Source organism: Kitasatospora sp. NPDC059599, assembly GCF_042735125.1.
Lineage (GTDB): Bacteria > Actinomycetota > Actinomycetes > Streptomycetales > Streptomycetaceae > Kitasatospora.
The window spans coordinates 1-13,381 of sequence record NZ_JBHWCL010000047.1 but is presented as its reverse complement, the minus strand read 5'-3'; the positions used below and the strand labels follow the sequence as shown (position 1 = coordinate 13,381).

13 protein-coding genes are annotated in these 13,381 nt (G+C 74.0%); 6 read left to right on the top strand and 7 right to left on the bottom strand.

All coding sequences use genetic code 11. The annotated features are described in order from the left end of the window. The first annotated feature begins 217 nt into the window (after positions 1-217). The gene (locus tag ACFV04_RS18370) at positions 218-910 is read left to right on the top strand and encodes a DUF461 domain-containing protein (RefSeq protein WP_380530092.1); all 693 of its coding nucleotides are present in this window, start codon (positions 218-220) and stop codon (positions 908-910) included. A gap of 95 nt (positions 911-1,005) precedes the next feature. Here ACFV04_RS18370 and ACFV04_RS18365 read toward each other — a convergent pair whose 3' ends face one another. Together ACFV04_RS18365 and ACFV04_RS18360 are read right to left on the bottom strand one after the other, a co-directional pair. After that, complete coding sequence (locus tag ACFV04_RS18365) at positions 1,006-1,701, bottom strand: response regulator transcription factor (RefSeq protein ID WP_189915892.1); 696 nt, start codon at positions 1,699-1,701, stop codon at positions 1,006-1,008. Between the two features lie 2 nt (positions 1,702-1,703). Continuing rightward, positions 1,704-3,110: a sensor histidine kinase gene (locus ACFV04_RS18360; RefSeq protein WP_380530089.1), complete on the bottom strand. Its 1,407-nt coding sequence runs from the start codon at positions 3,108-3,110 to the stop codon at positions 1,704-1,706. A gap of 306 nt (positions 3,111-3,416) precedes the next feature. Here ACFV04_RS18360 and phoU point away from each other — a divergent pair, with 306 nt between their 5' ends. Further along, the gene (gene phoU, locus ACFV04_RS18355; RefSeq protein ID WP_380340684.1) at positions 3,417-4,115 is read left to right on the top strand and encodes a phosphate signaling complex protein PhoU; all 699 of its coding nucleotides are present in this window, start codon (positions 3,417-3,419) and stop codon (positions 4,113-4,115) included. A 178-nt stretch (positions 4,116-4,293) separates the two neighbouring features. After that, on the top strand, positions 4,294-4,473 hold the full coding sequence (locus ACFV04_RS18350; RefSeq protein ID WP_380340681.1) for a hypothetical protein: 180 nt from the start codon (positions 4,294-4,296) through the stop codon (positions 4,471-4,473). A gap of 108 nt (positions 4,474-4,581) precedes the next feature. On the opposite strand, the gene ACFV04_RS18345 is transcribed toward ACFV04_RS18350, so the two are convergent. Both ACFV04_RS18345 and ACFV04_RS18340 read right to left on the bottom strand, forming a co-directional pair. Next, a complete protein-coding gene (locus ACFV04_RS18345) occupies positions 4,582-5,178 on the bottom strand; it encodes a lytic polysaccharide monooxygenase (RefSeq protein ID WP_380530084.1) in 597 nt (198 codons plus the stop codon). 274 nt (positions 5,179-5,452) lie between these two features. After that, complete coding sequence (locus ACFV04_RS18340; RefSeq protein ID WP_380340676.1) at positions 5,453-6,211, bottom strand: phosphoglyceromutase; 759 nt, start codon at positions 6,209-6,211, stop codon at positions 5,453-5,455. A 150-nt stretch (positions 6,212-6,361) separates the two neighbouring features. On the opposite strand from ACFV04_RS18340, the gene ACFV04_RS18335 reads away from it, so the two are divergent. Next, positions 6,362-7,678: an MDR family MFS transporter gene (locus tag ACFV04_RS18335; RefSeq protein ID WP_380530080.1), complete on the top strand. Its 1,317-nt coding sequence runs from the start codon at positions 6,362-6,364 to the stop codon at positions 7,676-7,678. Between the two features lie 24 nt (positions 7,679-7,702). Here the strand turns inward: ACFV04_RS18335 and ACFV04_RS18330 are convergent, their stop codons facing one another. Together ACFV04_RS18330 and mshA are read right to left on the bottom strand one after the other, a co-directional pair. Continuing rightward, the gene (locus ACFV04_RS18330) at positions 7,703-8,233 is read right to left on the bottom strand and encodes a YbjN domain-containing protein (protein ID WP_380340670.1); all 531 of its coding nucleotides are present in this window, start codon (positions 8,231-8,233) and stop codon (positions 7,703-7,705) included. A 129-nt stretch (positions 8,234-8,362) separates the two neighbouring features. Continuing rightward, the gene (gene mshA / locus ACFV04_RS18325; RefSeq protein WP_380340909.1) at positions 8,363-9,733 is read right to left on the bottom strand and encodes a D-inositol-3-phosphate glycosyltransferase; all 1,371 of its coding nucleotides are present in this window, start codon (positions 9,731-9,733) and stop codon (positions 8,363-8,365) included. 238 nt (positions 9,734-9,971) lie between these two features. On the opposite strand from mshA, the gene ACFV04_RS18320 reads away from it, so the two are divergent. Beyond that, positions 9,972-10,805 (top strand): class I SAM-dependent methyltransferase, encoded by an 834-nt coding sequence (locus ACFV04_RS18320; protein ID WP_360252693.1) that lies wholly within the window; start codon positions 9,972-9,974, stop codon positions 10,803-10,805. A 209-nt stretch (positions 10,806-11,014) separates the two neighbouring features. Here the strand turns inward: ACFV04_RS18320 and ACFV04_RS18315 are convergent, their stop codons facing one another. Then, complete coding sequence (locus tag ACFV04_RS18315; RefSeq protein WP_380340906.1) at positions 11,015-11,575, bottom strand: O-acetyl-ADP-ribose deacetylase; 561 nt, start codon at positions 11,573-11,575, stop codon at positions 11,015-11,017. A 237-nt stretch (positions 11,576-11,812) separates the two neighbouring features. Here ACFV04_RS18315 and ACFV04_RS18310 point away from each other — a divergent pair, with 237 nt between their 5' ends. Beyond that, positions 11,813-13,321, top strand: a complete 1,509-nt coding sequence (locus ACFV04_RS18310) for a PP2C family protein-serine/threonine phosphatase (protein WP_380530076.1) — start codon at positions 11,813-11,815, stop codon at positions 13,319-13,321. Positions 13,322-13,381 lie beyond the last annotated feature (60 nt).

The following is a 13,381-nucleotide window of genomic DNA, read 5'->3' as shown; positions in this document are numbered from 1 at the left end:
TTGAGCTTTCACCCCTTTTCCGGTCGCGACCCAATCGTTATTCGATCTTGGTCGAAGCTTGTCCGCGATGTGACCAGGACATGGCGGACGTACCGCCGGACGGCCCCCGGGGACCCCCAGGAGTGCGACACGGGGACCACCCCGTGAGGAGCGCATAAACGAGGTCGATAATCTGAGACCTGACCTATCGACACGTGACTTAGGAGAAGCCGCCGCCGTGAGCCGCAGCCTTCGACGCGGCGGCATCGCCGCCATCGCCGCCATCGCCATCGCATCGCTGTCCTCCTGCGCAGCCGGCAACACGCCGGACACCCTGCAGGTCAAGCCGGACAACGCGGCGGCAACCCTCGGGACGAACCTCCGACTGAACAACATCGTGATCGTCACCGGGGTGGGCACCTCGGGCGACTACACCGGCCCCGCCAACGTGGTCGTGAACATCGCGAACACCGGCGAGGTCCCGGCCGAGCTGCAGTCCGTCACCGTCGACACCGCCTCCGCGGCCTTCGCGGACGCCGCCGGTGCCCCGCTGACCGGCATCGTCATCCCGGCCGGTGGCGCCGTGGCGATCGGCGGTCAGGGCAACCCGTCCGCCCTCGTCGCGACCGCGGCCGTCCACGTCGGCGGGTTCGCCGACACGACCTTCACCTTCAAGGACGGCCAGAAGGTCACCGCCCAGGCCAGTGTGAGCCCGGACGGCAAGGGCCTGTACAAGGGCTACGGCCCGACCCCCACGGCGAGCGCCGTGCCCGCCAAGACCACCGCCCCCGCCTCGGCCTCCCCGACCGCCGGTGCCACCACCCCGGGCGCCACGACCACCCCGGGCACCACCGCGACGCCGGGCACCACGGCCACCGCTCCGGCCGTCCCGGCCGGCGCCACCACCCCGGCGGTCCCGGCCACCCACTGACGCCCCCGCCCCCGGCGGGCCCGCCGGGAACGCGCGAAGGCCCCCTCCGGCTGCTGCCGGCGGGGGCCTTCCGCGTGGGACGGGGTGTCTTCGGTCTACGGCTCGAACTTGTAGCCCAGGCCGCGGACGGTGACCAGGTAGCGCGGCGCGCCCGGGTCCGGCTCGATCTTGGCCCGCAGACGCTTCACGTGGACGTCCAGGGTCTTGGTGTCACCGACGTAGTCCGCGCCCCAGACCCGGTCGATCAGCTGCATGCGGGTGAGCACCCGGCCCGCGTTGCGCAGGAGCATCTCCAGCAGGTCGAACTCCTTGAGCGGGAGGTCGACCTTGGCGCCGTCCACGGTCACCACGTGCCGGTCCACGTCCATCCGGACCGGTCCCGCCTCCAGGGCGCCCGGGCCGTTGCCGTTCTCGCCCGCGCCGCCGTCCTCGCCGCGGCGGCGCAGCACCGCGCGGATCCGGGCGACCAGCTCCCGGGTGGAGTACGGCTTGGTGACGTAGTCGTCAGCGCCTATCTCCAGCCCGACGACCTTGTCGATCTCGCTGTCCTTCGCGGTCACCATGATCACCGGGACGTTGGACCGCACCCGGAGCTGGCGGCAGACCTCGGTGCCGGGCAGGCCCGGCAGCATCAGGTCGAGCAGGACGAGGTCGGCACCGTTGCGTTCGAACTGCTCCAGCGCGTCGGGGCCGGTGGCGGCGACGGCCACCTCGAAGCCCTCCTTGCGGAGCATGTACGAGAGGGCGTCGCTGAACGACTCCTCGTCCTCGACCACCAGTACTCGGGTCACGATCAGGCCTCCGGGGCAAGCTGGGGGGTTGTGTCTGACAGGTGTTGTTCCCGCTCCCCGGCAGGGAGCGAACGGTCGGTACGGTCCGGGTGGTCCGTGCGGTCCGTGGTGAGGGTTCGGGGTGCCGTGGCGAGCCCGGCGGCGTCCGGACCGCGGTCCGGATCGTCGTCGGTCCCGTCGGGCCCGTCGTCGACGGGCGCCTGTCCGGCGGCCAGGCGGATGGTGAAGGTCGAGCCCTGGCCCTCGACGCTCCACACCGAGACCGTGCCGCCGTGCGAGGCGGCGACGTGCTTGACGATGGAGAGGCCGAGGCCGGTGCCGCCGGTGGCCCGGGAGCGGGCCGGGTCGACGCGGTAGAAGCGTTCGAAGACCCGCTCGCGGTCCTTCTCGGAGATGCCGATGCCCTGGTCGGTGACCGAGATCTCGATGAGCTCGCCGTCCGCCTCCCCGAGCGCCGCGGCGCTGGAGATCCGACGGGTGGCGATCGCCACCCGGGTGCGGGGCGGGCTGTAGTTGACGGCGTTCTCGACCAGGTTGCCGAGCGCCGCGGCGAGCTGGCCGCGGTTGCCGTGCAGGTAGAGGCCGGCGATGCCGCCCGCCGCGATGAGGATCTGCTTGGCGGCGGCCTGCTGGCGGCAGCGGTCGATCGCCTCGGCGATCAGCTCGTCCACCGCGACCGGCTCCGGGTCGACCATCAACCGGTCGTCCTGGACCCGGGAGAGGTCGATGATCTCCTGGACCAGGCTGGCCAGCCTGGTCGCCTCGACCTGCATCCGGCCGGCGAAGCGCTGCACCGCCTCCGGGTCGTCGGACGCGTCGGCGACCGCCTCGGAGAGCAGCGACAGGGCACCGACCGGGGTCTTGAGCTCGTGGCTGACGTTGGCCACGAAGTCCCGGCGGACGGCCTCCACCCGGCGCCGCTCGGTCTGGTCCTCGACCAGCACCAGCACCAGCCGGGAGCCCAGCGGGGCGACCCGGACGGAGACCGCGAGCGGCTCGGCCGCGCGGGCCGCGCCCGGTCGGGGCACCTCCAGCTCGACCTGGCGGATCTCGCCGTCCCGGCGGGTGGCGCGGGCCAGCGCGAGCATCTGGTCCACGGCGACCGCACCGCCCCGCACCAGGCCCATCGCGTACGCCGCCGAGCTCGCCTTGACCACCTCGTCGCCCTCGCCCAGCACGATCGCGCAGGAGCGCAGCACGGAGAGCACGGTGTCGACCCCCGGCGGCAGGGGCGGCTCGGGGTTGCCGGTGCCCAGTGCCTGGTACCGGCCGTGGTTCCTGCCGCTGGTGCCGCTGTGCTTGCCCCTGGCCTGCTCGCGCTCGCTCCAACGGAAGGCGATGGAGGCGGTGAGGCCGACACCGAGCCCGGCTATGGCGCAGGCAGCGGCGGCGGCCACGTTCACGTCCATGTGGCCAGCGTAAGCGCACGGCCAGGTCACTCCCCAAGGGCTGGATCAAGGCATCGACCACGCGTTGCCGAGAATTCACCTTCGTGTGGCTGCTGATTCACCGTACCGGCCGTGCACCGTCGCCCTGACGGCGGAAAGTTGGCCAGGCAGCCCGTGTGGGAGAGATCGGCGCGCCGAACAGGACGCACCGGCTCGGGTGTGCGCGTACGATGCGCGCCACCAGCAGCGGTCACCCGAACGCCGGAACGACGGTCGGACGGGCTGACCGGTCGGCACCGCCACCGACACAGCTACTGAGGAGAGAACATGCGCGACGCGTACCACGAGGAACTCGATGCGATCGGCGACAGCCTGATCGAGATGGCCCGGCTGGTCGGCTCCGCCCTCGGCCGCGCCACCACCGCCCTCCTCGACGCGGACCTGGCGCTGGCGGAGAGCGTGATCGCCGCCGACGAGAAGATCAACGAGCTGCACCACGAGCTGGAGGACCGGGCGATCGACCTGCTGGCCCGGCAGCAGCCGGTCGCCACCGACCTGCGCATCGTCGTCACCTCACTGCGGATGAGCGCCGACCTGGAGCGCTGCGGCGACCTCGCCCGGCACGTCGCGAAGGTCGCGCGGATGCGCTACCCCGACACGGCCGTGCCGCGCGACCTGCACGCCACCGTCCTGGAGATGGGCCAGCTCGCCCAGCGCCTGGTGGCCAAGGCCGGCCTGGTGATCGCCACCAAGGACGTCGACAAGGCCCTGGAGATGGAGCAGGACGACGACGCCATCGACACCCTGCACCGCGAGCTGCTGTCGCACCTGATCGACGAGCGCTGGCACCACGGCATCGAGACCGCCGTCGACATCACCCTGGTCGGCCGCTACTACGAGCGCTTCGCGGACCACGCGGTGTCGGTCGCCAAGCGCGTTGTGTACCTGGTGACGGGCGAGCACGTGGCCGAGTTCGTGGCCGCCACCGAGGCCGCCGAGGCGCTGGAGGCCGGCGCGGCGGAGTGAGCTCCGTCCCGACGGCCGCTCATCCCCAGGGGTGAGTAAACCTGCGGCGAGGGTGGTGCGGGCGCACGCGTTTCCGTACGCCCCACCACTGCGCGCCCGTTGACGCTCCCTCCGTTCGGCGGTTTCACTCGAAGCATCGGGCGCCGGCGTGTGCCCGCTTCACGGAGGGAACAGCTCGATGAAAGCCAACCCGACCCGCCCGGCACCCGCCCGCGACACCGTCGAGCCGCCCGCCCCGAGGTTTCTGCCCGTCCTCGCCGCCGGCTGCGGCTGCGGCCCGGGCTGCGGCTGCGGCTGCCAGTCCGGCGCGCCCTGCCAGTGCGGCGGCGCGCACGGCGGCTGCTGCGGCGGCCACTGAGGACCCCCGAGGTGCACGGCATTCCGGCGGCCGTGCACCTCGTTCGCGTCCGGGTCCAAATCGCGTCCGGGTTCGCGTCCGGCCCGCCCGCGGGGCCGGGGCCCGGTGTCAGAACCGCACGTCGGTGCAGGAGTAGAAGGCGTTCCCGGTGTCGGCGATCGTCCAGACCGCGACGACCACCTGGTGGCCGGTGCGCCCGCCCGGGACGGTCGCGGTGTGACTCAGCGTGCTCGGCACCTGCTTCCCGCCGTACGGGACGGTCAGGAAGGGCGTCAGGTCCAGGTTCGCCCGGGTGATCGGCCGGCCGGCGTCGTAGCCCGGCTTGGTCATGTAGTAGCGGAAGTCCGTGGTCGCGTGCCGGGCGGTGAACGTCCAGGTGAAGGTGAGCTGCCGACCCGCCGTCACCGCAGTGGTCGGCCAGGCCCCCGCGTGCGGGTCGTCCAGCTCCGCGAAGCGCGCGTTGCCGCCGGCGCAGATGGTGCCGTCGGAGGGGCCCAGGGCCGGGAAGCCCTTGGGGCCCTCGACGCTCTGCGGCTCCCACTGGATGTCGCCGCAGTCCCAGGGGACGCCGCTCGTGTGCACGTCGCAGAGAGCGGCCCTGCTGGGCGGGGTCGAGATCCAGCCGTGGGACGAGGCCGGGAAGGCGAGCGTGAGCGGTACCGCCAGCGCGGCGACCACCGCCCCGACGACGTGACGTGTGCGCATGGTGCTCCTCCGTGGGGGTGGATGGAGAGTGCACCGGGGCGCGGACGCGCACGTGGGGGTGCGGGCCCGGACGGGGAGATCCATGGCATGCCCGCGCCGGCCCGGTGCCTTCACGGTAGGAGCCGCCACCACCGCCCGTCAATGGTCTGAACCACTTTCAGGACCGCCCAACTCGCCATCCCGGCAGGCAGGTTGAACGGAAGAGGCCCCGCCCCCGGCGAACCGGGTGACGGGGCCTCCACACGCTCCGGGCCGACTGCGCGCCCGCTCGCGCCTACTTCTTGCCCTGGTTCTTGACCGCCTCGATGGCCGCGGCGGCGGCGTCCGGGTCGAGGTAGCGGCCGCCCGCGGTGACGGGCTTGAAGTCGGCGTCCAGCTCGTACACCAGCGGGATGCCGGTCGGGATGTTCAGGCCGGCGATGGCCTCGTCGGAGACGCCGTCGAGGTGCTTGACCAGCGCGCGCAGGCTGTTGCCGTGGGCGGTGACCAGGACGGTCTTGCCGGAGGCGAGGTCCGGGACGATGGCGTCGTACCAGTACGGGAGCATCCGCTCGACGACGTCCTTCAGGCACTCGGTGCGCGGACGCAGCTCGCTCGGGATGTCGGCGTAGCGGGCGTCACCGGCCTGCGAGTACTCGGCGTCGTCGGCCAGCACCGGCGGCGGGGTGTCGTAGGAACGGCGCCACAGCTGGAACTGGTCCTCACCGAACTCGGCCAGGGTCTGGGCCTTGTCCTTGCCCTGCAGCGCACCGTAGTGGCGCTCGTTCAGGCGCCAGCTGCGGCTGACCGGGATCCAGTGGCGGTCGGCCTTGTCCAGGGCGATCTGCGAGGTGCGGATGGCGCGGCGCAGCAGCGAGGTGTGCACCACGTCGGGGAACAGGCCCTCGGCGGCCAGGAGCTCGCCACCGCGGGCGGCCTCCTTCTCACCCTTCTCGTTGAGGTCGACGTCGACCCAACCGGTGAACAGGTTCTTCTGGTTCCACTGGCTCTCGCCGTGGCGGAGCAGGATGAGTCGGTACGTCGTGTCAGCCATGGGCCCCAGCTTAGTGGAGGGCCCGAAAACCCCTGGTGGGGACCTTGTCCCGCTGTGTAACGTGTCCGGCGCGCACCTGCCACTTACATACGTCGGCTGACCGGGCCTGCCCGCGCCGCTCAGCGGACACCTGCCCTCGGGAGCCCCCACATGCTCGTCACCGCCCGGTTCCGAAGAATGGTGCAGGAGACGGCGGGCGGACTGCCGCGCCAGTTCTGGTGGCTCTGGGTCTCGACCCTGGTCAACCGGCTCGGCGCCTTCGTGGTCACCTTCCTGGCGCTCTACCTCACCAGCAGCCGGGGGTACTCGGCGTCCTACGCGGGCCTGGTCGCCGCCCTGTTCGGCCTCGGCTCGGCGGCCTCCTCGATCGTGGCCGGGGTGCTGACCGACCGGGTCGGGCGCCGTCCGACCCTGCTCGCCGCCCAGCTCGGCACCGCGCTGTTCACCGCCGTGCTCGGCTTCACCGACGGGCAGGCCGCGATCGCGGTGGTGGCCTTCCTGGTCGGCTTCTGCAACAACGCCACCCGCCCGGCCATCTCGGCGATCATCGCGGACATCGTCCCGGCCGCCGACCGGGTCCGTGCCTACTCGCTGAACTTCTGGGCGATCAACCTGGGCTTCGGCCTCTCCTCGGCGGTGGCCGGCCTGATCGCCACCCACGGCTACCTCGCGCTCTTCCTGCTGGACGCGCTCTCCACCGTGCTCTGCGCGGTGGTGGTCTTCGTCCGGATCCCGGAGACCAGGCCCGACGCCCCGGCAGCGAAGGCCGACGAGCCGGCGGTCGGCCTCGGCACGGTGTTCCGCGACCGCCGCTTCATGGCCGTGGTCGGGCTCACCCTGCTGCTCGCCCTGGTGCTCCAACAGGGCTCCACCACCCTCGCGGTGGACATGGGCCGCTGGGGGATCACGTCCACCGAGTACGGCCTGGTCATCGGCCTGAACGGGCTGCTGATCGTGCTGCTGCAGATCCCGCTGACCCGCTGGGTCGAGAACCGCAGCCGGTCCGCCATGCTGGCCGCGGCCTCGCTGTTCATCGGCTGGGGGTTCGGGATGACGGCACTGGCCGGGTCGTCCGCGTGGATCTACGCCCTCACCGTGGCGGTCTGGACGGTCGGGGAGATCCTCTACACGCCGACCCTCATGGGCCTGATCGCCGAGCTGTCCCCGGCCCGCGCGCGCGGGCGCTACCAGGGCGTCTACTCGCTCTCCTGGTCGCTCGCCTCGTTCCTCGGCCCGGCCGCGGGCGGCGTGCTGCTGGAGCGGGCGGGCAGCGGGGTGCTGTGGGGCGCGTGCGGGGTCTGCGGCACGGTCGCCGCGGCCGGCTACCTGCTGCTGGGGAAGCGGACCGGCGCGGCGACGGGCCCCGGGCCGGTCGCGGTCGTCGAGGCCGTCGCGGTGCCGGCGCCGGGAGCGGCACCGGGAGCGGCGCCCGCCGCGGAGGTCGGGCAGGCCCCGGCCCGCGCCTGATCCCGTGCCGCCGGCCGCCGGCCGTCAGCCGGCGGCGCCGTGCCCGTCGGCGTCCCGGTCGGCCAGGTGGGCGAAGGCGGCCAGGTTGCGGGTGGACTCCCCGCGCTTGGTCCGCCACTCCCACTCGCGCCGGATCGCCGAGGCGAAGCCCAGCTCCAGCAGGGTGTTGAACGGCTCGTCCGCGTTCTCCAGCACCGTCCCGAGCACCCGGTCCACGACCAGCGGGGTGAGTGCCTCCAGCGGAAGCCGGCCGGCCAGGTAGACGTCGCCGAGGGCGTCGATCGCGTAGGCCACGCCGTACAGCTTGGTGTTGCGCTCCAGCAGCCAGCGGTAGACGGCCTCGTGGTTCTCGTCCGGGCGGCGGATCACGAAGGCGTTCACCGACAGGGTGTGGTCGCCGACCCGCAGGGCGCAGGTGGTGCTCAGTTTCCGGGTGCCCGGGAGGGTCGCCACCAGGGTGTGCGGGTCGGTGGCGGCCGGCTCCCAGGCCACCCCGGTGTCGTCCAGGGCGGTGCGCAGGAGGGTCAGGGCCTCGTCCTTGGTGCGGATTGCCATGGAGGTGACGTTACTCGCCGGTACCCGTCGGGCGCAGCACGGCCCGCCCGGCACGGGGCCTCCGTCGTCCCGGGCCCGGGGCTCGGTCCAGGGCTCCGGCCCCGGCCTCCGTCGTCGCGGGCCCCGGCCTCAGGTGAGCCGGCGGCGGGCGGTGGCCAGCCGGCCGGCCGGGCGGGCCAGGCTGCCGGCGTACACCTCGGCGGTGGTCGCCGCCGCGGTGTCCCAGCCGAAGGCGGCCGCGTGCCGGGCCGCCGCCGCACCGCGCCCGGCCACCAGCGCCGGGTCGGTGACGTACGGCTCCAACGCGTGCGACCACTCCAGCGGGTCGTGGCCGCGCACCAGGCTGCCGGTCTCGCCGTCCCGGACCGCGACCGGCAGGCCGCCGACCGCGGCCGCCACCACCGGGGTGCCGCAGGCCTGCGCCTCCAGCGCGACCAGACCGAAGGACTCGCTGTACGAGGGCATCACCAGGGCCGTCGCCGCGCGGTACCACTCGGCGAGCCGTTCCTGGCCGACCGGCGGGTGGAAGCGGACCACGTCGGAGATCCCGAGCTGGGCGGCGAGCTTGTGCAGGCTCTCCGGCCGGGCCAGCCCGGTGCCGGACGGGCCGCCGACGACCGGCACCACCAGGCGCTCGCGCAGCTCCGGACGGCGGGCCAGCAGCGCGGCGACCGCCCGCAGCAGCACGTCGGGGGCCTTCAGTGGCTGGATCCGGCCGGCGAAGAGCAGCACGGCGGCGTCCTGCGGCAGGCCCAGCCGGGCCCGGGCGGCGGCGGACGCCCCGGCACCGTCGGGGCGGAAGACGTCGAGGTTGACGCCGGGGTGGACGACGGCCAGCTGGTCCGGCCGGGCGGCGTAGTGCAGCGCCAGCTCGGCGGCCTCCTCGGTGGTGTTGGCGATCAGCCGGTCGGCCGCCTCCACCACCTGGGTCTCGCCGATCACCCGGGCCGCGGGCTCGGGCGTGTCGCCTTCGGCCAGCGCGGCGTTCTTGACCTTCGCCATGGTGTGCATGGTGTGCACCAGCGGCACCCCCCAGCGCTGTGCGGCCAGCCAGCCGACCTGCCCGGAGAGCCAGTAGTGCGAGTGCACCAGGTCGTAGTGGCCGGGGCGGTGGCCCGCCTCGGTGCGCAGCACCCCGTGGGTGAACGCGCACAGCTGGGCCGGCAGGTCCTCCTTGACCAGGCCCTCGTACGGCCCGGCGGTGACGTGGCGGACCAGCACGCCCGGGGCCAGTTCGACGGTCGGGGCGTCGTCCGAGCAGATCGCCCGGGTGAACACCTCGACCTCGATGTTGAGGTCGGCCAGGCGTTTGGCCAGCTCGACGATGTAGACGTTCATCCCGCCGGCGTCCCCGGTGCCGGGCTGGTGCAGCGGCGAGGTGTGGACGCTCAACATCGCTATCCGGCGCGGGCGGCGGCGCCCGGGGACGAGCGACTGGAGCCGGCCGCGCGCGGGCACGGCGGGCTGGGCACGGCGTACCGAACGGACGGGGTGCTGGATCACCTGGCTGAAGCCTCCTCTGTGCGGCCCGTCTAGGCGGTCCGCGTCGGGCCGCCCGTTGTCCGGTGTGCGCTGCCCCGTCCGGGCACACATCACCACCAGTGTGCCAACCACGCGGGCGGCGTCCGGCATTCCCGGTCCGGCCCACGAGCCCCACCGGTCCACCGCCCGATCCGGGCCGGACGCCGTCCTGCCTGGTCAGCGCGGTGCCACCGGCTCCCCGGCTACCCTTCTGGGCATGGCCGCCTCCTTCGACCCCGCCACCGCCGCGCCCTCCCGCGGGCGGACCGGACGCCCGGTGGGGACCGTCACCCGGGGCACCACCAACACCAACCGGCTGCGCCGGATGGACCGCTGGATCGCCCACACCCTCGGCCGGGCCCTGCGCGCCGCCGAGCACCCGCCGGTGGCGGTGGACCTCGGCTACGGCGCCGCGCCGTGGACGGCCGTCGAACTGGCCGCCCGGCTGCGCGCGGTGAGGCCGGACGTCCGGGTGGTCGGCATCGAGATCGAACCGGAGCGGGTCGCAGCCGCGCTGCCGTACGCCGCGCCGCCGCTGCTCACCTTCCGGCGCGGCGGCTTCGAGGTGCCGCTGGACGGCGGCGCACCGGCCCGGCTGATCCGGGCGGCCAACGTGCTGCGGCAGTACGACGAGGCGGCGGTGGCCGGGGTCTGGGAGCGGCTGCGCTCCCGGCTCGCCCCGGACGGGCTGCTGGTCGAGGGCACCTGCGACGAGATCGGCCGGCGGCACGTCTGGGTGGCGCTCGGCCCGGAGGGCCCCCGGACGGTGACCTTCGCGGCCCGGCTCGGCGGCCTGGAGCAGCCCTCCGACCTCGCCGAGCGGCTGCCGAAGGCGCTGATCCACCACAACGTGCCGGGGCGGCCGGTGCACGCCTTCCTGACCGACTTCGACCGGGCCTGGGCGGCGGCGGCGCCGTACGGGGCGTTCGGGGCGCGGCAGCGCTGGGTGGCGGCCTGCACGGCGCTGGCGGGCAGTTGGCCGCTGGTGGACGCGCGGGGGCGGTGGCGGCAGGGCGAGATCACGCTGCCCTGGTCGGCGCTCGCGCCGTAGTCTCCGGATTCGCCGGAGCCGCCGGAGCCGCCGCGGGCCCGGTGCGGGCGGGAGCTGGTGAGCGACCCGACGCATTCACTCGAACGAGTTATCGAATATCTCTGGCGTGTTGACGCCTCGTCACGCCACCATGGACGCGACCGGGCGACGACACCACACGCCGCCCGGTACGCACCCTGTCCGGCCCCGCCGTTCAGCCGTCCCGCCTGTCAGTCATCCGGCCCGAGCAGCTCCTGTCGGGCCCGCTCGAACACCCCGTACATCTCCGCCCCGAACAGCACGAACCGCACCTCCACCGGCGCCGCACCCGCCTCCGCGCCACCGCCGTCCAGCACCCGGGCGACGGTGCCCAGCGCGATCCGGGCCGCGTCCGCCGGCGGCCAGCCGTAGATCCCGGCAGACACGGCCGGGAAGGCCACCGTGCGCGCGCCCAGCTCCATCGCGACGCGCAGCGACTCGCGATAGCAGGAGGCCAACAGCTCCGCCCGTTCCTCGTACTCCTCCTCCCGGTACACCGGCCCGACGGTGTGCACCACCCACCGGGCCGGCAGCCGTCCGGCCGTCGTCGCCACCGCGTGCCCGGTGGGCAGCCCCTTGCCCCAGTGCGAGGCGCGCAGTCGACGACACTCCTCCAGGACCTGCGGCCCGCCCTTGCGGTGGATCGCGCCGTCCACCCCGCCACCCCCCAGGAGGGACGAGTTCGCGGCGTTCACCACCGCGTCCACCTGCTGTTCCGTGATGTCACCCTCAACCAGGGTGATCCGTGTCACCACCGTCTGCCCCCTTCTCCTCCCCGCGCGGCCGCGGCCGCGACGGGCATCCGTCGTCATCCGAGTCCGATCACCACACCGCCACCGGCGTGGCAATAACCACAACGGCGCCGGTCGGCCAGAGAAATCCCCGGAGATCACGTTATGGTCGCGAGAAGTTCCCCGACGCACGGTGCCAGGCGGGCACTGCGGACGGACGCCGACCGTTACGCAGTCGGGGAAAGGGAGGAACCACCGATGCCCGCAACGGGAGACGGGCGGGCACCTGGCGCCGCGGACCTGTCGGGCGCCCACGGCGCCCCCGTCGGCCATGCCCGCAACCGCCCGGTCACGACCGGCCCCGCGACGGCGGCTCCCCCGATACCCCACCCCCGTTCGCAGGCGGTGCGAGCCGCGCACGCCGTCCACCCGTCGCACGTCTCCGAGGTCCCGCCGGGGCCCGGCCCCGACAACCCCGCCGACGGCGGGGCGCCGCTGCGGCTGCTGGTCATCGAGGACGACGCCTCGGACGCCCAGCTGATCAAGGCGGCGGTGGCCGACAGCGGCACCTCGATCGAGATCCACTGGGCCCGCGGCCTCGACCAGGCCACCGCCCTGCTGGCCCAGAGCGCCCTCTCGGCCCGGCGCGGACGCTCCCGCGGCCCCGAGTTCGGCTGCGTGCTGCTCGACCTCGCCGCGCCCGCCGACCTGCCGCACCCCTCCGACTCCTCCGACGGGCTGGAGGGCCTGCACGAGCTGCTCCGCCGCGCCCCGCACATCCCCGTGGTGGTGCTCACCGACGCCGCCGGGGCCGAACTCGGCGCGGCCGCCGTCGCCGCCGGCGCCCAGGACTTCCTGATCAAGCACGAGACGGACGGGCCGCTGCTGGCCCGCGCGCTGCGCTACGCCGTCGAGCGCAAACGCGCCGACGAGTCCCAGCGCCGCCTGGTCGAGGCCGAGCTGCGCGGCCAGGAGAACGCCCGCCTCCAGCGCCACCTGCTGCCCACGCCGCTGCTGGACGGCGCCGGGCTCTCCTTCACCCGCCGCTACCGCCCCGGCCGCCGCCGCGCCCTGCTCGGCGGCGACTTCTACGACGCCGTACGCACCGATGACGGCACCGTCCACGTCGTGATCGGCGACGTCTGCGGCCACGGCCCGGACGAGGCCGCACTCGGCGTCGCGCTGCGGATAGCGTGGCGCACCCTGGTCTTCGCGGGCCTCACCGGCGAGGAGCTGCTCACCACCCTCCAGCACGTCCTGGAGCACGAGCGGCGCAGCGACGAGATCTTCGCGACGCTCTGCATGCTCGTCATCGGGCCCGGTGGCACCGGCAGCGACCTCGACTCGCTGGGCACCGGCGAACGGGCCCGGCTCTACCTCGCCGGGCACCCGGCCCCGCTGCTGCTCGGCCGCGACCACGAGCCGGTCACCCTGCCCGCCGACCTCGCCGGGCCCGCGCTCGGCCTGCTGCCCTGCCACGACGGGGAGGCCGCCTGGCCCGCCCACGAGGTCGAACTCCGTCCCGGCTGGCGGCTGTTGCTCTACACCGACGGCCTGATCGAAGGACGGGTCGGGGCCGGTTCCCGGCGTCTGGGCCAGGACGGGCTCGCCGGGCTGATCGGCGACCACCAGGCCGCCGGACTGACCCGGGGGCGACTGGTGGACAGTGCCATCGCCGAGGTCGAGGAGCTGAACGGCGGCGCGCTGACGGACGACGTCGCGGTGCTGCTGCTAGAGCGCAACCCGGTGCAGCTGATCCTCGGCTGACGGACCGGCAGGCGAGGCCCGGAAGGCGAACAACGCGACGGCCCGGGCGGGGAGTTCACC